This window comes from Vibrio sinaloensis (assembly GCF_000808535.1).
Taxonomy (GTDB): domain Bacteria; phylum Pseudomonadota; class Gammaproteobacteria; order Enterobacterales; family Vibrionaceae; genus Vibrio; species Vibrio sinaloensis_D.
The window spans coordinates 59772-79749 of sequence record NZ_JWLV01000014.1; the positions used below are offsets into that span (position 1 = coordinate 59772).

Consider the following 19978-nt stretch of genomic DNA (forward strand, 5'->3'; position numbering starts at 1 on the left):
GAGATCAAAAAAGGGACCGCTCGGTCCCTTTTCTTTGTGCGTTAGGTTAAGCGTTAAAAATTTGCTTTAATTCGTTTGCGCACAAATGGTATTGGCGAGGGCAATTGCGCCATGTTGCTAGCATACGGCGATACTTCTCTTGCATTGGCATTTGCGCGTTGAAGTGATGGTCACCTTTGTCAAACTGTGGGTAAAGACCTTCAGAATCGGTTAAAAAGCGCACGTAGTTTACTAGCTGAGACTCACTCGCAATGTCGTAACCTAGGAAAGTTAGGCGGCGCTGGTCTACATCTTTGCGCTCTTCTTCATCTAACATTTTGTTTGATTCTTGCATTGCGTGATACATCTCCATTGTGTCGATGATTTCACGACATTCGGCTTCACTTAAGCAGCCAAAATCTTTATTTAACTCGCTCATTTGAAGCTCATACCCGCGCTCAACAATGGTCTGCAAGCGCTGATATTTAGCTGCGTTTGCTGGGTCCATTTGAGACATAAGGTAGTATTGGTTCGAAAGGATCAAACGTTGAGCGTTAGTCATTTCCATGGTGGCCTCACTAAAATAATCTAATACATTTTTAATGTGCTTAGGTTATCTGTTCGTGGATTGCTGAAACATGATCTCAACACATATTTAATATGAAAAGTACAAAGAATCCGCGAAAAATGACTCATTTTTTGTGGTAGTGGTTATAGATGTAATCGCGATCGGAAAAAACGCGCAGCCACTCAGGTTTGAATACCACAAACATGGTTAGCGCCATTCCATTGAGCAACCCTTCAGGAAAGGCGAGTAGCGGGATAAACACCAGATAGTTGTCTACGATGGTTGTCCAATCGTGACTTCCTAGCAGCCATATGTAGACACCACTGGCGAGCAGGTGAAGTGAGCCAGTTACAGCGCCATTGAAGAAGCCTGCAACGAAGATAAATACGAAAATATTGCGTGGTAAATAACAGTAGCTAAAGCGAAACACCAGTTGGCTGATCGCGATAGGAAAAAAGCATGAGAATATAAGATATTCAGGGACTTGGTACCAAGTTAGATCCGTCGTGAAGGTAAGCGCAGAAGTCGCGACGATAGAGAGCACGCACGCATTTTTCCAACCATACATCAAGGTAAGGGTTGTCAGGGCTAAAAAGTGGATTGATAGCCCTTCTTTGACGCCTGCTTGTGCCGACCAAAGTAGAGTGAGCGCGGCAACCATGGCGAAAGTGAGATGCTGAAAAGTACGGTCGTGAAGAAACTTTGGCCAAAACACGTTCTTCACGTCAGACCAAATAAATGGACCTAGCGCCAGAATCGCAAGAAAAGCAAACAATTGGTGAAGTAGCACTCAAACTCCTATAAAAAACCAACCTAGGTTAGGTTGGTATTTTTTACGAAAATGTGAGTACTTGGTATCAATATTTTACATTTGAGTGATACTGTTCAAGGATTGAAACAATCTTGTCCATGGTCTCTTTGGAAGGTGGGTTGATGCCTTCCAACGGATAGTCATGACCGAGCGCCTCCCATTTATGAGCACCAAGCTTGTGGTAGGGAAGTAACTCAATTTTTTCGATATTGTCCATATCTTTGATGAATTCACCGAGCATGTGAGCGGCTTCTTCATCATCTGTGTAGCCAGGTACCACAACGTAACGGATCCAAGTTTTTTGCCCCAGCTTATGCAGGTAACGAGCGAAATCCAACGTACGCTTGTTCGACACACCGATAAAATCATGATGGATTTCATCTTTCATATGCTTGAGATCAAGCATGACTAAATCCGTTGCTTCGAGGACTTCATCAATCACATCGGTGTGTTTACGGATGTAGCCATTGGTGTCTAGGCAAGTGTGGATACCCTCTGCTTGAGCTGCACGGAAAAAGTCTCTAACAAATTCTGGTTGCAGCATAGCTTCACCACCAGAGCAGGTCACACCGCCACCCGACGCGTTCATAAAATGACGATAGCTTTTTGCTTCGTTGATGATTTCGTCAACGGTCACTTCCTTGCCGCCATGAGTGTCCCAAGTGTCACGGTTGTGGCAGTACATACAGCGCATCAGACAGCCTTGCATAAAGACAATGAAACGGATTCCAGGTCCGTCGACGGTGCCACAGGACTCAAAAGAATGAATACGACCAGTTGTTGACATGAGCTCATCTCTAATAGGTTATTTGCGTGTCATTTTATTACAAAAAGTGTGGTTTAAATAGGGAAAGGGGGAGTTTCAAACAACATTTTACCGAATAAGAAAAAAAAACGTACTTAGACTAAAATGTATGTTATAAAAATGTTGCAAATAATAATGTTAATAACAAAAAATAAATAATAGTGGCTAGGCAAGTATTTTACATCCCACTGATGTTTAAGGATTATTTATGGATATGCTTGCGCTTTCACAGAAACAAAAAGTGATTGTCTTTTTGGTTATACTGACGATTGGATTTATTGCGTTAGCAGGGTACTCGTCGTCCAGGCTAACGCAAATGAGCGATCAGTATCACTCTAGTGCCGATATTGCTTCGGGTTCACTCTCTATTTATCAAACACAAAGTAAGATTCTTACACTGAGCAGCAACCTAGACAATTTGTCGGGGGCAAGTGTCAGTCAAGCCAAACAAGACATTTCAGTAATAGTTGCTTCTGTACAGGAAGACGCGCAGTTTTTAAACCGTGTCGGATTTGCCTCACAAGCTGACACGCTCACCCAAAATGTGGCTCAGTTTGAGTCTGCGGCCAATCCGTGGTTAAACCTAAAGTCGGAGCTAGGTTTTACCATCGATGAAGGGAAACTAGGCGAACTCAAACAACTTGCTACAACGATCGAAAAGAAAATCGAAGAAACAGGTATGGTGACCCTCAATTCAGATTTTCAGGCGATGGTGAAATCTCAGCAAAACTATCTACTTCAGCCAAATGAGCAAAATCTAAAACTGTTTAATCGAGCAATGGCTGGCTTTGAAAGCATGTCGAATGTTTATGCGATGTTGGAGCTATACGAAAAAGAAATAGAGCAGTATAAATCGACGTTCGTTAGAGTCAGTGAACTCTCGCAACAGCTAGGCAGCGTTGAGCAACAGTTGTTGGTGTCAAAAGCGCAACTCACCAAGATCATAGGGGTGATTACTCTTGAGCTTGCTTCTTTATCTGAACAATATCAAACGTCTGCTACTAAAGCGTCAAATCAGACCCTTTGGTCAATTTTGGTCGCGTGTACAGTGTTGGCAGTGTTGACCATTACCATATTTGTCATGCAGAGCTCATCACTATCACGTTCGTTGAACAAAACAAGAGAAGTGCTAAGCGGTGTATCCGCAGGTGATCTCTCTCAACGAATGTCGCTAACGAAAAATAAGAACGATGAGTTTAATCAACTGGCACAGAGCATCAACGAGAGCTGTGAAAATCTCGGTGGTTTAGTTCAGGGGGTGCAGCGAAGCAGTCAAGAGTTATCAGGTAACGCTGCGGAACTTAATCAGGGGTTGGACAAGCTGGCTCATCATCAAAGCGAGGTGTTGGGCCAAACGGAGTTGTTGGCGTCGGCGACAGAAGAAGTGAGTGTGACGACTCAAGAAGTTTCAAATTCATTAGAGTTTGTTGCAGAAATCAGCCGATCATCAACTCGTTCAGCAGAAGATGGCGCCAAAGTCATCGGCGCGGCTATCGGCTCTCTCGATGAAGTGGCTACCATTTTGACTTCAGCTGCTGGACACATTCAGCAATTGGAAGATGCGTCTGCGAAAGTCGACTCGGTAATGGAAATCATCAATGGTATTGCTGAGCAAACAAACTTGTTGGCACTGAATGCTGCGATTGAAGCGGCACGCGCTGGTGAGCAAGGGCGAGGTTTTGCTGTCGTCGCTGATGAAGTGCGAAGTCTTGCGGTCAGAACCGTAGATGCGGTCTCTGAGATTTCTGAAACAATCGACACCATGAAGAAAGAAAGCGCGGAGGTCATTCAATATATTGGCCAATCGGAATCGTCCATGGCGACCGGACGAGAGCGCGGGCAAGAAGCGATGGATGCGCTAAAAACCATTACAGACAAAGCGGACGAAGCGTCCCATCAAACAGAAGTCATATTCCGTTCCATCAAAGAGCTGGCAACAACGAGTCAATCAATGGCTGACAACATGACTCAAATATCGGGTGCAATGAAAGATCTTGAAGAAAACAACGAACAACTTAAGGCAATTAGTGCACAAGTTGAAGGAAGCGCGAGCAGCCTAAACACAGACTGCCAGCGATTCAATATTTAGAAAAACGCATACAATGAGAGGCTGCCATTTCCGTATAAGGAGTCGGACGCCTCTCGGTAATCTGGGGTTTTCGCCGCACTGCTCAAAGTTGCTCCAAAGCCGCGTCCATACCATGCAATGCCTGCCACAGCCGTCGCCTGCCAGTTTTCGAGTGTGACATCATAAATGCTCGGATCGGAGATTGAAGGATTCTCTTCAATGGCAGGACGATAGCCTTCGACGGTGAAATCATTGAACCTATATCGTCCCTCGATACCTGCAAACAAGAACCACCCTCCTTTAGAGCCACCTAACATCCCCGGTCTGAATGTGTATTCGTTATCGATGTTTGCCGCACCCATGCTACCGGCAAGATCCGTCCCCCACCGGAGCATAAAGCCAGTCGAGACATCAGAACGGAAACTACCGAAGTTACCTTCCGAAACGTTCGAGATTTCAAAGTCCGTATTGGCAATTGAGCGCGCTCTCATCACATTAAAGTGAGACAGATACCCAACGCTACCGACTCTTGCATCTTCTATCTGGTAGTCCCAGCCGTTTGGCTCTTTTGACCCCGTGAGGCTGTGTACGATACTTTGGGCTCTATCAGCAAGAGAGCTCTCGCCCGTTGTACCAATTGTCAAATTGAAGCGTTGCGCTTGTTGCGGGTGGAGGCTGATGTAGTTGAATTCGGTGTGTAAGTAACCCGCGTATGGACGCTCATTTTCTAAAGGATAGTCGGCTGAAATGTCGCTAGGAGTATACATTTTGTGGCCGAGCGTGAACTCAATTTTATCGAGAGACGCTGCACCCCAAATCGATAAACTCAACGGGCTGAGGAGCCAGTGAGGGTTTATCGCGCTAGAGGTGTAAGTGAGAAAAAGACCATTGGTGTAATCTTGATCCACACCAAACAGCCCATCATTGTCTAATGTAAAAGTGAAGGTTGAGCGCTCTGATGCATGAGCGTTCAAAGAAAGTAAGAGCAATGGAACTAAGCAGGTTTTTTTAATCATCATTATTGTTAACCGCGGTAGACAAAGTGTGAAAGCTAAGCGAAAAGTAAATTTAGATCTATCACTAGCATAAGCAATTATTATGCCGAGGAAAATTTGACGATAGGGGATACAGTGAGGGGTGTTTAGGGTACAAAAAAGCCCCGCTTATAAAGCGGGGCTTTCGATTCATTCAGTTGAGATTATAGAGACTCAGTGAAAGTACGTGCGATTACGTCAGCTTGCTGCTCTGCAGTTAGAGAGTTGAAGCGTACAGCGTAACCAGATACACGGATTGTTAGCTGAGGGTATTTCTCTGGGTGCTTAACTGCGTCTTCTAGAGTGTCACGGTTAAGTACGTTAACGTTCAGGTGCTGACCGCCTTCGATACCAGCTTCGTGGTGGAAGTAACCATCCATTAGGCCTGCAAGGTTAGCGCGTTGTGAATCTTCTTCTTTACCCAGTGCGTTCGGTACGATAGAGAAGGTGTAAGAGATACCATCTTTAGCGTGAGCAAACGGCAGTTTACCTACAGATGTTAGAGATGCTACCGCACCTTTCTCATCGCGGCCGTGCATTGGGTTTGCACCTGGAGCGAATGGAGCGCCTGCACGACGACCATCTGGCGTGTTACCTGTCTTCTTACCGTATACGACGTTAGATGTGATAGTAAGGATAGACTGAGTAGGAACAGCATCACGGTAAGTCTTAAGCTTACGGATCTTGTTCATGAACACTTCAACAAGTTCACAAGCGATGTCATCTACGCGAGCATCGTTGTTACCAAATTTAGGGTAGTCGCCTTCGATTTCGAAGTCGATCGCTACGCCATCTTCGTCACGGATTGGTTTAACTTTCGCGTGCTTGATTGCAGATAGTGAGTCAGCAGCGATAGATAGACCAGCAATACCACAAGCCATAGTACGGTAAACGTCACGGTCGTGTAGCGCCATTAGTGCAGACTCGTAGCTGTACTTGTCGTGCATGAAGTGGATGCTGTTTAGTGCAGCAACGTACTGCTTAGCTAACCAGTCCATGAAGTGGTCTAGGTTGCTCCACACTTCGTCGAAGTCTAGTACTTCTGAAGTGATCTTAGGCATAGCTGGACCAACTTGCATCTTCAGCTTCTCATCAACACCACCGTTGATTGCGTAAAGCATCGTTTTTGCAAGGTTCGCACGAGCGCCAAAGAACTGCATTTGCTTACCAACAACCATTGGAGATACACAACATGCGATTGCGTAGTCGTCAGAGTTCATGTCTGGACGCATTAGGTCGTCGTTTTCGTACTGGATAGAAGACGTATCGATAGATACCTTCGCACAGAACTTCTTGAAGCCGTCAGGTAGTTGCTCAGACCAAAGTACAGTGATGTTTGGCTCTGGAGAAGGACCCATTGTGTATAGAGAGTTTAGGAAACGGAAGTTCGTACGAGTAACTAGCGTACGGCCGTCAAGACCCATACCACCCATAGATTCTGTTGCCCAGATTGGGTCGCCAGAGAATAGGTCATCGTACTCTGGAGTACGTAGGAAACGAACCATACGTAGTTTCATTACGAAGTGGTCAATCATTTCCTGAGCTTCTACTTCAGTGATCTTACCTGCAGCGATATCACGCTCGATGAAGATATCTAGGAACGTAGAAGTACGACCAAGAGACATAGCAGCGCCGTTTTGAGATTTAACAGCAGCTAGGTAACCGAAGTAAGTCCACTGAATAGCTTCTTGTGCAGTTTCTGCTGGGCGAGAGATATCGTAACCGTATTTCTCAGCCATAACTTTCATTTGGCCAAGAGCGCGGTGCTGCTCAGCGATCTCTTCACGAAGCTGCATAGTCATTTGAAGATCTTCGCCGTTCTCAAATTTCTCTTGTAGAGAAGCGAATTGAGCTAGCTTGTCCTTCATTAGGAAGTCAATACCGTATAGTGCAACACGACGGTAGTCACCGATGATACGACCACGACCGTAAGCATCTGGAAGACCCGTTAGAACACCAGATTTACGACATTTTAGGATATCAGGAGTGTAGATATCGAAAACACCCGCGTTGTGTGTTTTACGGTAATCTGTGTAGATTTCTTTGATTTTAGGATCCAGTTCACGACCGTAAACTTTACAAGAACCTTCAACCATGCGGATACCACCGTTAGGGATGATAGCGCGCTTAAGAGGAGCATCAGTTTGAAGACCAACGATAGTCTCTAGATCTTTTTCGATGTAGCCTGCATCGTGAGCAGTGATGGTAGAGATAACGTCAGTATCGAAGTCAACAGGTGCGTGAGTTGAGTTCTCAATTTTGATACCTTCCATTACCTTAGCCCAAAGCTTGTTAGTTGCTTCAGTACCTTCAGAAACTAGGAAAGATTCGTCGCCTTCATACGGTGCGTAGTTCTTCTGAATGAAATCACGAACGTTTACTTCATTTTGCCAATCACCTTCAGCAAAACCTTCCCAAGCTTTAGCAAATTGCTCTGCCATGACATACCTACCTTTTTAGTAGAAAAAACACGTACCTATCTGATCCGTTGAGCGAGTCAGATTCCCTATAGTGGGACGGTACACTCTTATGAATAACAATATGTATAGCCTTTAAATACGTTTATCGAAAGAACATAAAGCTATAAATATTGTCACTAGTTTTTACATGCTGTCTTATCAACTTGGCTTTAAGGGTAAACTAAAATTTTTTTGCAAACCTTAAACTAAATCAATAAAACGCCTTCTAGCTAAAAAAAATTTTAAAATATTTATTGAAACTAAAAAAAAGTTGAGAGCCCAAACAGGCTCTCAACGTCTATTGTGTTTTTATAGGAATGCTGGGATTCCATATTGCCCTTCTAGCATACCAACGGCAAGCATAGCAACTAAACAGATAATCAGAACGCCAACTGGGATAACGATTTTATCGACAAACGACAGGCGTGCTGCACGCTCTTTGTCACCAATTAGACCGTTGTTGTCTAGCAGCATTGTTAGCGCCCAAGCAAGAACTGGGTTAACAACTGCTGAACCAAAGATACAGATACCTGCTGCTTGAGAATCTTTCGAATCTTTTACCATTTGCATACCCGCTTCAAGTAGAGGTAGAGATACACCTACAAGAAGAGCAACACGCATTACTGGTGGCCATACCGCGATGTCCATTGGGAAACCAAGGATTGCGATGATCATTACTAGCAGACCTAGAAGGATTGCACCACCAGGGATAGGGCGCTTAGCGATTGCTGCAGGGATCATGTAAGTACCCCAAGATGAAGTGATGTTACCACCACCAACCGCTGTACCTACCATCTGACGGATAGAACACATAGTCATCGTGTCATCAACATCCATCAGTACTTTTTCAGTTTTCTTAGGGTAGTTCAGTTCTTGGAAGATACGGTGACCTAAGAAGTCAGGAGACCACATCGCCACTGCAAGGATTGCAAACGGTAGTGATGCGATGAAGTGTTCCATATTAGGAAGACCTAGCATCCAACCTTCTTCTGTGCTGCCCCACCAGTAAACAGGGTTTAGGTTAGGAAGACCCGTTTCAGTAACGAACTTGATATCGAAACCTGCACCTAGAACAAGTGCAATCACCAAACCTGTGAAAGCACAAACTGGGATAGCTAACCAACGCTTGTTTACTTTCGCAAGGAATGCGTACAGTGCGATAGTCACAGCCAGTACGATAAGACCAACATAGCCCATGCTACCAGCTGCTACAGTGTCAGACTGTAGACCAACCGCCCAAGCTTGGATCGAGTTGATTTGGCTCATGGTTCCGGTTAAACCAAGGAAGATAAGCAAACCGCCTGCGGTCCCTTGAGAGGTGAGGTTTACCAGCTTAGAGCCACCTTTAAGGAAGCTTAAAAGCAGACCAAATACACCGATAAGGATTGCCAATGCAAGAGGGTGTGCACCTGCTAAAGCGATGGTGCCGATAAGAGGGATCATTGGGCCGTGGTTACCGGCGAGGTTCGCTTTCGGGTTAATGAAGCCTGATGCGAGTACGCAGAATAGTAACGCAGGGATTAGCATTTCTACACGAGCAACCTCGATGGCGAAATCTTTACCAAGGTTTACGTGATCCCATGCTGCTGTAAGACCCTCTGCCCAAGACATCATTACCGCAGAGTACATCGCGATAATACCGATAGTACCTGCAAGTGCTGGTACCAAATCTTCTAATTCGAAACGGAAATCGCGACCAGGTAGGTTCAAACCAAAGCGGCGTGGCTTCATGATCTGAAGTTCGTGATCTAGATAGTCGCTACGGCTTTCAAACTCTGAAGCTGGACGGTGCAGCTCTCGGTAGCTCTTGTTTTCGATATCCGAATCAGAGTGCGGTTTATTGACTGCGTCTGACATAGATTCCTCATATTTAAAAAAGTTAATGATTCTTGGAAGAGTCGCCCTTAATTATTGTTTTCAGGCGTTCCTATAAAAACTCGCACAGCTTCCTGCATAAAAGTCCTTGTTCTATTGTTCTGTAGCGCAAACCCTTCGTGCTTAAGCTTAGACAATAGAAAAGACAAAAATTCGCTTATTGAGGCTTTTATCTTTGACGCGAGTTTAACGTGCTAACCCTTAAGAGTGATTGATTTAGATCACTTTATGACAGAATGTGAAAGAAAACTACACACTTATAGGTCGTGGTTTAAATGGTGTAAACCCAAGCTGAAATTAATTTTCATAATGTAAGGTTTATAAGACAAGTTTTATAGTGTGCTTTCTGGTTCATATCGATTTCATGTTGAAGATTGCGTTAGATCTTGTTTTTATAAAAATGTTAATTACTAGGCGTGTAGTTAATTGTGCCTTTTGGTTTGATTTATGCGATAAATGAAGCCTTTTAAACTAAAAAGTGAATGATTAGTCGTAGGATCTAACTTAATATCCCAAAAATGCAGGTTAATAATTTGTTGCAACTTGCGAGTCGTAGTGCTAGTTTGTAGCGAAATGTGAGTTAACACTCCACATTTACCCATCACACTGATGAAGGATGGGCAAAATAATAACAGGGAGTTGAGCGCATGAATGAAGTAGCAGCGCTGGATATAAAAGATTTACACAAGACCTTTGGTCAAAATGAAGTGTTAAAGGGTATCTCATTAGAAGCCCACAAAGGGGACGTCATTTCTATTATCGGGTCATCGGGCTCCGGTAAAAGTACCTTTCTTAGATGCATTAATCTTCTTGAGACCCCAACTGCTGGGGAAATTTGGGTTAACGGTGAGCTAATCCAAATGAAAAACAATCGTCAAGGAGAGGCCATTCCTGCCAACGAAAAGCAAGTTCAGCGTATCCGTTCGCGCTTAGCTATGGTTTTTCAAGGCTTTAATCTTTGGTCACATTTGACCGTCCTGGAAAACGTTATAGAAGCACCTGTGCACGTATTAGGTGTACCAAAAGCTCAAGCGATCGAAAACGCAGAACTTTTACTGAAAAAAGTTGGCCTGTATGAGCGCAAAGATTACTACCCAGGTCACTTGTCAGGAGGCCAGCAGCAGCGTGCGGCCATTGCCCGCGCGTTAGCCGTAGACCCAGAAGTTATGTTATTTGATGAGCCTACATCGGCTTTGGATCCAGAGTTGGTAGGTGAGGTTCTCGGTGTAATGCGTGATTTGGCTGAGGAAGGCCGAACCATGTTGGTGGTTACGCATGAAATGGCATTCGCTCGAGATGTGTCTAATCACGTAATGTTCTTGCATCAAGGGTTAGTCGAAGAGCAGGGCCATCCCGACAAGCTGTTTACAAATCCAGATTCTGAACGCTTAAAGCAGTTCGTATCTTCTATCTACTAGCTGTAGTGACACAGCAAACACAACATAAGCAATATTTAAAATAAGAAATCACAGGAGTATGGAAATGAAAAAGTGGTTATTAGCAGCAACACTGGCAGCAACAGCGGTATCTGGCGTTGCCCAAGCGAAAGATTGGAAAACAGTTCGCTTTGGCATTGAAGGCGCGTACCCTCCATTTAGCTGGACAGAAGCAGATGGCTCTCTGAAAGGCTTTGACGTTGACATGGCCAACGCGCTTTGTACTGAGATGCAAGTCAAATGTAAGATCGTTGCGCAAGACTGGGATGGCATTATCCCTTCACTACTTGCTCGTAAATACGATGCAATCATTGCGGCAATGTCTATTACAGAAGAGCGTAAGAAGAAAGTAGATTTTACTGGTAAGTACGCGCTTATCCCTAACAAGTTCATCGCTAAGAAAGGCGCAGGTCTAGATTTTGACAACCTAGACGGGCAAAAAATCGCGGTACAACGTGCAACAACGCACGACAAGTACCTAACTGACAACTATGGAGATAAAGTTGAAATCGTTCGTTACGGCTCTTTTGATGAAGCGTACCTTGATCTAGCTAATGGTCGTGTTGCCGCAGTACTTGGCGATGCATCGGCATTAGAAGAAGGCGTATTGAACAAAGCAGGTGGCGAGGCTTACGAATTTGTTGGTCCATCACTGACTGACCCTAAATGGTTCGGCGAAGGGTTTGGTATTGCGGTTCGCAAACAAGACAAAGACTTAACTCAGAAGCTTGATGCAGCGATTCTTTCTCTACGTGAGAAAGGTGTCTACCAAGAAATCGCAGCAAAATACTTCAACTACGACGTTTACGGTAAGTAAGCTCGATAATAAGGCCGCTGATAGGTTCCTAGAGGTAATCAGCGGCCAAGTTATATTTGAGTCTAGGGATCAGGAACTCACCTATGCTAGATCTACAAGGATACGAAGCCTCAATATTCAAAGGGGCCATAGTGACCATAGAAGTGGCACTACTTTCATTATTGCTCGCTGTTGTATTGGGCATGCTTGGTGCGCTTGCAAAAATGGCACCTTACCGTTGGGCGAGAGCCATAGCTACTCTCTACACAACAGTAATTCGCGGCATTCCCGATTTAGTCCTCATGATGCTGATTTTCTTCGGTGGACAGATCTTATTGAACAATAGCCTTTATTCCATCAATGAGTCGCTTAACGAGTGGTTTGCTTCTAGCGATCCAAATCATGAGTGGACATCTTACTTGCCGGATTATATTGATGTCAGTCCTTTCATTGCGGGGGTTTTGACAATCGGTTTTATCTTCGGTGCATACATGGCGGAAACCTTCCGTGGTGCGATCATGGCGGTTGATAAAGGCGAACTTGAAGCGGGTAAAGCTTATGGTATGAGTCCAATCATGTCATTTCGTCGAATTCTTTTACCACAGATGATTCGTCATGCTTTGCCTGGCTTTGGTAACAACTGGCTGGTACTGCTCAAGACCACCGCTCTGGTCTCCATCATCGGTTTAGAAGATATGGTTCGCGTGAGTGCTTTAGCGGCAGGCTCAACAAAAATGCCATTTACATTTTATATGGCGGTCGCGATGATTTTCCTTCTGTTCACCAGCATCTCAACGGGCCTTCTTAAGGTGGTTGAGCGCAAATTTAGCATTCATGCGAGGTAGAGTATGGATTTTTCATTGATCGTCGAAAGTTTACCTGTCTACTTGGAAGGTTTGTGGACGACCGTATGGCTGGTTTGCCTTGCATTGGTCATCGGTTTAGTTGTTGCGATACCACTTGGTGTTGCTCGCAATAGCCAGAACTATTTTATTTCAGGACCAAGTTGGGCGTTTATTTACTTTTTCCGTGGTACTCCGTTACTGATTCAACTCTATTTGATCTACTACGGAATGGATCAGTTTTTCCCAGTTAAAGACACGCTGTGGGAGAATGCTTGGTTCTGTGCTTTAGTCGCATTTGTACTCAATACCTCCGCTTATACGGCAGAGATCATCCGTGGCGCCATCAACGGTTTACCAAAAGGTGAAGTGGAAGCTGCGAAAGCTTATGGTATGAGTCATTTTATGACTTACCGAAGAATTATTTTGCCAAGTGCGTTGAGACGAGCGTTGCCAGCTTACAGTAATGAAGTGATCTTCATGCTTCACGGAAGCGCAGTTGCAGGCATCGTGACTATCGTTGACTTAACGGGTGCCGCTAGGTTGGTGAATTCGCGTTACTACGCGCCGTTTGAGTCTTTCTTGACGGCCGGATTGTTCTATATGGCGCTGACCTTTATCATTCTTTGGTGTTTCAAACATGCCGAGAAGCGCTTCTTGGCCTACCTAAGACCTCTGAGCTAATCAAAAACGGCACCTTTTGGTGCCGTTGTTATTTTCGTTTTGTTATCACGCTTCAAACTTTCAAATTCGCTTTTCACCACCAGATTACTTTGCCTCTTTGCTCACTTACACTCGCGATATTTACATAAGAATAATCAAGAACATGAGTAAAAAACAGACATACACAGGTTTAGCCTTTACCTTATCTTTCTTTCTAATGGGTTGCGGTGGCGGAGGGGGTAGTGATTCGCCCGCAAAAGAGACGTTAACCGAAGTAGAAAGAGCACTTATCTCCGGAAATGCACTTGCCGTGAAAGACGCGAATGCGTTTATCTCGTACAACCGAACATGGGTTGCAAGTCATAAAAAGGTATTTGATCAGGTCAAAAAGTCCATTAATGGTGAGACAAGCGGCCTATTCTGGGATCCGACTCATGACGCGGCGATTTTGTCTCCAACCTATGGTTTCAACGATACCATCTTAATGACCAACAAAGCGATGCAAGATGGCTACACGGATCAGACGCTATCGATTGGTGTCGCTGGAGTTGAACCCAGTCGATATGCCGTTTTAGCAAGTAATCCATTTCGTACGTCAAAGCGCTTTCCATCTTCGGTCAATGCACAAATGGCTCAATGGATGGATAATTTACTGGTTTGGCTAAATGGGGCTCCATTCGCTGGCGAGGCCAACGTGGTCATAGCGCAAATGGATCAGTCTTACTACTTTCCAGACGAGACAGCAACGCGAGAATGGCTAGATGCTCGTTACGGAAACAGGCTCAAATATAACGACGCAAACACTTGTGACGGTGCATCGCTGCTGGCTTGTGTTGAAGCCAAACCTAATTTACTGATTCTCTCTCAACATCTTGAGCAAGCAGATGACCTGGAGTTGGTCGAGCAGGCTGTGGCGAGAGCTAAGCAACTTAACATCCCCATCTTGTACCTACATTGGGATGGCGGAATGACCACATTAGGACAATCGCTGTTTCGTGAATTTCGCGTCAACTACGTTGGCGATAACTACTGGCGCAAGCTAGGCGTTTCTGATTGGAATGGTAACGAACTACTGAATACGGTTCCTGAACACATTGAGTTGCAGCAAGCACTGCTCAAACGTTTGGAGGATGACTCATTCACGGTTGATTTAACCCTATGTGACGACAAATCCTGTCCCGATGAGGCGAACATGGCGACGGAGTTTTACTCCGCGGCGCAAAGTATTCGAAATCAGCTAGGTTTGTTGGATGAGCAGGGGATTCGTTTGTTCGAATCAAACGGCTATGAGTATGAAAAATCGATTGTGCTATTGGCAGACCACTACCGCCAAGACGTACAGTTCCCGATGGATAAAAGTACTACAGAGCGTATCAATTTTCTGCGTTCCTACTTTGCTGACTACGTTCAGTACAATAGCCGCGACATTAACCCCGCGCAACCAGATATGGGTAACTTCAGCCGCAGCAAATTCGATGATCAAGTCGAGCGCGTTACTCATACCGCAAATCTGGAGTCAAAACGGAGCTTTCGCGCTGCGGGTGTTTATGCTTTGCCTGGAGAAACATTCACTGTTACCCGCAATGATCGTTCTCCGGTGACAACAAAAATTGTAATTAACACATTGCGAAGCGGCGCCACGCATGAGTTTTCCAAAAATGGTTACTCTAGACCTAAATTGCTAACGTCACATGCCTACACTGTACAACCGGGTGAAACGATTCGTTTAACGTCGTCCTACGGTGGCCCTGTTCAAGTACACTTTAATACCAATAATCAACCTGTGGAGCTGACATTCCAAGGCGTGGCCCGTCATCCCGTTTGGCGAAGTAGTGCAGATAACGAGAGTTTTGTGACTCAACTGAATGCAGGGCAATTTGACTGGGCGGAGTTGATAACCCCGGGTTTCGAAGTACATTCAAAAACAGACAAAATGATGGAATCAATCGGCGCGGAGGACTGGGCGCAACCTGCCGATATGGCACTAGCAACCGAGCGCTACGTGCATAACTTGCCCCATGCATTGGCGGGATTTCAAGGACCGGGAATTGATAAGATCGCCGATATCCATCAATACGCTGAAACCAAAGGTTGGCAGATCGAAACGATTGATATCGTGAAACACATGAATGCGGATCAAGCGACGTGTGGTTACGGTTGTTCTGGAAACCCATATGATGCGTATTGGTCTTTCCACCCATTGGGGCATGGAGATTTGCACGAACTTGGTCATGGATTAGAAAAAGGGCGTTTCAGATTTGCTGGGTGGGAAGGACACTCGACAACGAATTATTACTCCTACTACAGTAAGTCACGCTACCTCGCTGAGACGGGTAGGGAATCAACCTGCCAGAATTTGGATTTTGCTGGTCAATATCAGCTGTTGCAGCAAAGTCGTTTGAACCCAGACCCTAACGCTTTTATGGCGACACAAAATCAGACTGGCTGGAGCTGGGGCGCACGAGTTTTTATCCAAATTATGATGCAAGCAGAGAACCAAGGTGTGGTTAACAATGGTTGGCATTTGCTTGGTCGGTTGCATATCTTGGAACGAGAGTTCAATCGCCTAAAAAGTGATGATGAACTCTGGTTGACAAACCGAGCTAATATCGGCTTTGCGAGCTACAGTCGTGATGAAGCAAATGCAATCAGCAATAACGATTGGCTGCTAATTGCATTTAGTACGATAACCAGCCGCGATATGCGCCAGTACTTGGATATGTGGGGATTCAGCTTCTCGGACAAAGCGAAGCAAGAAGTGATCGCGAAGAGCCTACAGTCGATGCCTCTGAGCTACTTTGCAACAAGTGGGACAGGCTATTGCCGAGATGAGTTCGCGAAGACAGAGATTCCTGTTGATGGGACAACTGTTTGGCCGCTATAAGCAGCAAACAAAAAGAGGAGGCAATGCCTCCTCTTCTACGTTTTCTAGGGTCAACTTAATATAATCAAAATAGTACCTGCCAACGTCATCAAGATATTGGCGATAGCATATGTGCCTGCATAACCTAAGGCTGGAATCGTCGATTTAGCGTAGTCATTCACAATGTCCATCGCCGGAGCGCAAGTGCGCGCACCAATGATGGCACCAAACAACAAGGCTCGGTTCATCTTAAGTAAGTAGGCGCCAACTAGGTAAGCACAAACAACAGGCAGTACGCTGACCAAAAACGCTAGCCCGATGACCTGAACGCCCACTTGTGATAGATGCTCAAACATTTTTCCACCGGCACTTAAGCCAATGCCGACCATGAATATCATCAAACCTAAGTCTTTGACCATGTTGAGCGCCCCTTGAGGGACATAGCCGAACGTAGGGTGATTCGCACGTAAGAACCCTAAGGTAATGCCAGAGAGTAAAAGACCAACCGCATTACCCAAGCCAAATGACACATGCCCGAAGGTCATTGTGATCAAGCCGAACATGATGCCAAGAATAAAAAAGCTACAAAAAGCGAGCAGATCCGCCATTTGGCTATGAATTGAGATGAAACCGATTTTCTCTGCAAGACCATGAACGCGGCTTTTCTCGCCACTGACTTGCAGTACATCACCTTTGGCTAGAACAATGTCCAAGTCCATCGGCATTTCAATTTGAGCGCGAACTACACGGTTCAAGAAACAGCCGTATTCAGACAGGTTGAGGTCAGAAAGACGCTTTCCTGCAATCGCATCACTTTTGACGACGATTTCTTCTTCGACAATGCGTAGATCGAGCAGGTTACGGTCAAATACTTCTTTGCCGTTTCTAAAGCTTGGGTCAAGGCGAGCGTGGCTATCAGGGAAGCCGACTAACGCTATTTCGTCACCTTCTTGCAAGATGGCGTCACCATCAGGGTGGGCGAGAATCCCATTACGACGGATTCGTTCAATATAACAACCGGTTTGTCGATAAATACCCAGCTCTCGAAGGTTTTTGCCATCAATCCAATCGATCAGCTCCTGGCCGACTCGGTAAGCGCGGATGATAGGTAAGTAGACCTTTCTTTGCCCTGTGCTACCAAGACCACGTTCTTGAGCAATTTGCTGGGCAGAATCCGATAAGTTTTGTTTTTGTAACTTGGGTAACAGCTTTGCAAACATGATCATGCTGATCAGTCCAATCAGGTAAGCCATCGCGTAGCCCACAGAAAGATTCTCAAGCACCAACGAGAAGTCCATGTTGCGCGGAACCGTTGCTAGACCTGAAGTTAATGCATCCTGGGCGCCAACTAAAACAGGAGTCGAGGTGAGTGCGCCTGCCATCATACCGGCTGATAATCCGAACCCTAAGCCGAGGTAATGGCTGCCAAAGTAAGTGATGCACACAGCTGTCGACAACACCACCATACTCAATATGAAATAGTGTTTACCATCGCGGAAGAAAATACCAAAGAAGTTTGGCCCTGCTTCTATACCAACACAGTAAATAAACAGCATGAAACCAATGGTTAATGCGTCTGCGTTGAAGGTGAAACCAAGGTGTCCCATGACCAACGCGGTAACCAATACGCCGATTGAATTACCAAGTTGAAGGTTTCCGAAACGAATTTTGCCAATCGCGAGACCGATGGCGAGAACCACAAAAATGAGGAGGATAGGGTTTTGCTCGAGCAATTGTACGACGTCGATGTTCACTGGGCAGGTCTTGTATTTTGCCGGGGTAAGTTAAGTGTGTGAATTGTATCTCAATGCTGTGAAATGGATAGTGAAATTTTTTATATTTTACTCTGAGTTTACATAACAAGAACGAATGCCAAATATCGGTCAAGCGGAGCGAACGATAGGCATTAAAAAAGCCGCGTTAAGCGGCTTTCTTGAAACAGTGGATTACTCGTCGTCGAATAAACCTAGGTGCTCTTTTGCGTATGCTTCGAAGTCATCACAACCACCGATGTGGTCTTGGTCGATAAAGATTTGAGGTACAGTCTCTACCGGTTTGCCTACTGTCTTCTCTAGGTCAGCTTTTGAGATGCCTTCCGCATGAATGTCTACATAGCGGTAGTTGAAGTCATCGCGCTTTGCTTTAAGCGTTTCAGCGTGCTCTTTCGCACGAACACAGTATGGGCAAGCTGGGCGACCAAAGATAACTACGAACATATTCTTTCTCCTATTTTTTGTTAAAGCAACTATGCCCGATCCAGAGTCGGAAATAAAGAAGCAATTACCTGTTGTTTCGATAGATGAAACCTATTGACGAAAATTTGATCGGTACTAGTGAGGTAGCGGTATAAAAAGCGAATTTGGTCGATAAAACACTATTATTAACAAGGTTATTTTATACAAGTTGCACCAGTTCAATTTTATTTCACCTAGACAAAGGCATGCTAGAAAGAGTTTAGGCTTGCTTAAGGGGAGTCCTGTTTATGTTTCAGTTTATGACCTCCACAAGAATCATATTTGGTGAAGGAGCGCTTCAATCCTCGCTGTCTGTACTCAACCAGTTTGGGTATAGCGTTTTATTGGTGTCCGGAAAAACGACTGACCGTGCCTCAGTGCTTATCAATTATCTCAAATCACAAAACATGCGTTATCAGCATGTTGCAATATCTGGTGAACCCAATATCACCATGGTTGAAGAAACGGCGTTAGTCGGACGCAAGTTCAAGCCAGATATGGTGGTGGCGATAGGTGGTGGTAGCGTACTTGATATGGGTAAAGCGCTTGCTGCTGTGATACCCAATCAAGGGGATGTGTATGACTATGTTGAGGTGGTAGGGCGAAATGTCCCTCTTAAATCGAAACCTTTACCCTTTATTGCCATTCCAACGACTGCAAGTACGGGATCGGAAGTGACTAAAAATGCTGTGCTGCGCTCAGGACAGGATCAAGTGAAAGTCAGCCTTCGTAGCCCAGATATGCTCGCTGACGTTGCGATCGTTGACCCAACGTTAACCTATGGCACCGATCTTTATACTTCGGGTAGAGGGGCGATGGATACCTTTACTCATTTAATGGAAGCATACGTGTGTGGTGATCCTAATCCATTAACGGACATGATTTGCGAAGAGGGACTCCGACGGTTAAGCCGCTCGTTACTTGCAGGTTGTATTGACGATGATTATCGAGCCCGCTCTGATTTGTCTTTTGCGGCGATGCTAGGAGGCATGGCCATTACCAATGCGAAATTAGGTGCGGCTCATGGACTTGCGTCTGCACTAGGGGGGAAGTTGGAAGCACCGCACAGCGTTATTACGGCTAGACTTGCTCCTCACGTTATGGCTGAGAACATCAAGGTAGCGCAACAGCAGGGAAGAAACGATTTGTTAAGCCGCTATACCCATATGGCGAAGCTGTTAACTGGGAAAGAAGACGCAAGTCGAGAAGAAGCGATCACTTGGGTAAGTTGGGCGCTCGCTAAGCTAAACTTGCCGCAACTGAGTCAGTTTGGGGTGTGCGCAACGTCGTTTGAAACGGTCGCGGAAGATGCGCTTAAATCTGTGGCGATTCGTGGCAACCCAATACCACTGACGAAAGAGAGGCTCACTTACATTCTTGAGCAAGTGTGCGAATGTCGGGGTGATTGTGAGCAAGCTCAGCCTGTTGGTGAGCTGTCGAAAACGGAACTGATCCACAGTAGTGGTTATGTGGAGCCAAACAAAACGTCAAACTTACAACAAGAGTAATAAAAAAGGAGCCTAAGGCTCTAATGCCGATCAGTTA

At 45.2% G+C, this 19978-nt stretch carries 15 protein-coding genes; 7 read left to right on the forward strand and 8 right to left on the reverse strand.

The features are described from left to right. Window positions 1-46: 46 nt before the first annotated feature. The 3 genes from RJ47_RS10970 to pflA form a co-directional block, all read right to left on the reverse strand. On the reverse strand, window positions 47-547 hold the full coding sequence (locus tag RJ47_RS10970; RefSeq protein ID WP_038191170.1) for a YfbU family protein: 501 nt from the start codon (window positions 545-547) through the stop codon (window positions 47-49). A gap of 124 nt (window positions 548-671) precedes the next feature. After that, window positions 672-1337, reverse strand: coding sequence for an energy-coupling factor ABC transporter permease (locus RJ47_RS10975; RefSeq protein ID WP_039483794.1), 666 nt, complete (start codon window positions 1335-1337; stop codon window positions 672-674). A gap of 67 nt (window positions 1338-1404) precedes the next feature. After that, on the reverse strand, window positions 1405-2145 hold the full coding sequence (pflA, locus tag RJ47_RS10980) for a pyruvate formate lyase 1-activating protein (RefSeq protein ID WP_038134217.1): 741 nt from the start codon (window positions 2143-2145) through the stop codon (window positions 1405-1407). A gap of 226 nt (window positions 2146-2371) precedes the next feature. On the opposite strand from pflA, the gene RJ47_RS10985 reads away from it, so the two are divergent. Continuing rightward, the gene (locus RJ47_RS10985) at window positions 2372-4252 is read left to right on the forward strand and encodes a methyl-accepting chemotaxis protein (protein WP_039483797.1); all 1881 of its coding nucleotides are present in this window, start codon (window positions 2372-2374) and stop codon (window positions 4250-4252) included. On the opposite strand, the gene RJ47_RS10990 is transcribed toward RJ47_RS10985, so the two are convergent. The 3 genes from RJ47_RS10990 to RJ47_RS11000 all read right to left on the reverse strand — a co-directional run bounded on the left by RJ47_RS10990 (window position 4249) and on the right by RJ47_RS11000 (window position 9581). Further along, window positions 4249-5244, reverse strand: a complete 996-nt coding sequence (locus RJ47_RS10990; protein WP_419831534.1) for a lipid A deacylase LpxR family protein — start codon at window positions 5242-5244, stop codon at window positions 4249-4251. The two genes, RJ47_RS10985 and RJ47_RS10990, sit on opposite strands and share 4 nt — an antisense overlap. A gap of 185 nt (window positions 5245-5429) precedes the next feature. Continuing rightward, complete coding sequence (gene pflB / locus RJ47_RS10995; protein ID WP_039483801.1) at window positions 5430-7706, reverse strand: formate C-acetyltransferase; 2277 nt, start codon at window positions 7704-7706, stop codon at window positions 5430-5432. A 327-nt stretch (window positions 7707-8033) separates the two neighbouring features. Then, window positions 8034-9581: a DUF3360 family protein gene (locus RJ47_RS11000; protein WP_005474992.1), complete on the reverse strand. Its 1548-nt coding sequence runs from the start codon at window positions 9579-9581 to the stop codon at window positions 8034-8036. A 665-nt stretch (window positions 9582-10246) separates the two neighbouring features. Here RJ47_RS11000 and RJ47_RS11005 point away from each other — a divergent pair. From RJ47_RS11005 to RJ47_RS11025, 5 genes are all read left to right on the forward strand, one after another. Beyond that, window positions 10247-11017 (forward strand): ABC transporter ATP-binding protein, encoded by a 771-nt coding sequence (locus RJ47_RS11005; protein ID WP_005475015.1) that lies wholly within the window; start codon window positions 10247-10249, stop codon window positions 11015-11017. 64 nt (window positions 11018-11081) lie between these two features. After that, a complete protein-coding gene (locus RJ47_RS11010; RefSeq protein ID WP_038134223.1) occupies window positions 11082-11852 on the forward strand; it encodes an ABC transporter substrate-binding protein in 771 nt (256 codons plus the stop codon). Window positions 11853-11935: 83 nt separating this feature from the next. After that, window positions 11936-12676, forward strand: coding sequence for an ABC transporter permease (locus RJ47_RS11015; RefSeq protein ID WP_005474978.1), 741 nt, complete (start codon window positions 11936-11938; stop codon window positions 12674-12676). 3 nt (window positions 12677-12679) lie between these two features. Beyond that, the gene (locus RJ47_RS11020; RefSeq protein ID WP_038191156.1) at window positions 12680-13357 is read left to right on the forward strand and encodes an ABC transporter permease; all 678 of its coding nucleotides are present in this window, start codon (window positions 12680-12682) and stop codon (window positions 13355-13357) included. Window positions 13358-13499: 142 nt separating this feature from the next. After that, window positions 13500-16220 carry an ImpA family metalloprotease gene (locus RJ47_RS11025; RefSeq protein ID WP_052237940.1) on the forward strand — a complete coding sequence of 907 codons (2721 nt, stop codon included), beginning with the start codon at window positions 13500-13502 and terminating at the stop codon, window positions 16218-16220. Between the two features lie 50 nt (window positions 16221-16270). Here RJ47_RS11025 and RJ47_RS11030 read toward each other — a convergent pair whose 3' ends face one another. Together RJ47_RS11030 and RJ47_RS11035 are read right to left on the reverse strand one after the other, a co-directional pair. Continuing rightward, the gene (locus tag RJ47_RS11030) at window positions 16271-17953 is read right to left on the reverse strand and encodes an aspartate:alanine antiporter (protein ID WP_038191153.1); all 1683 of its coding nucleotides are present in this window, start codon (window positions 17951-17953) and stop codon (window positions 16271-16273) included. A gap of 192 nt (window positions 17954-18145) precedes the next feature. Further along, a complete protein-coding gene (locus RJ47_RS11035; protein WP_038134227.1) occupies window positions 18146-18415 on the reverse strand; it encodes a GrxA family glutaredoxin in 270 nt (89 codons plus the stop codon). A 266-nt stretch (window positions 18416-18681) separates the two neighbouring features. Between RJ47_RS11035 and RJ47_RS11040 the strand changes: the two genes are divergently transcribed. Further along, window positions 18682-19941, forward strand: a complete 1260-nt coding sequence (locus RJ47_RS11040) for an iron-containing alcohol dehydrogenase (protein WP_039483803.1) — start codon at window positions 18682-18684, stop codon at window positions 19939-19941. The last annotated feature ends 37 nt before the right edge of the window (window positions 19942-19978 follow it).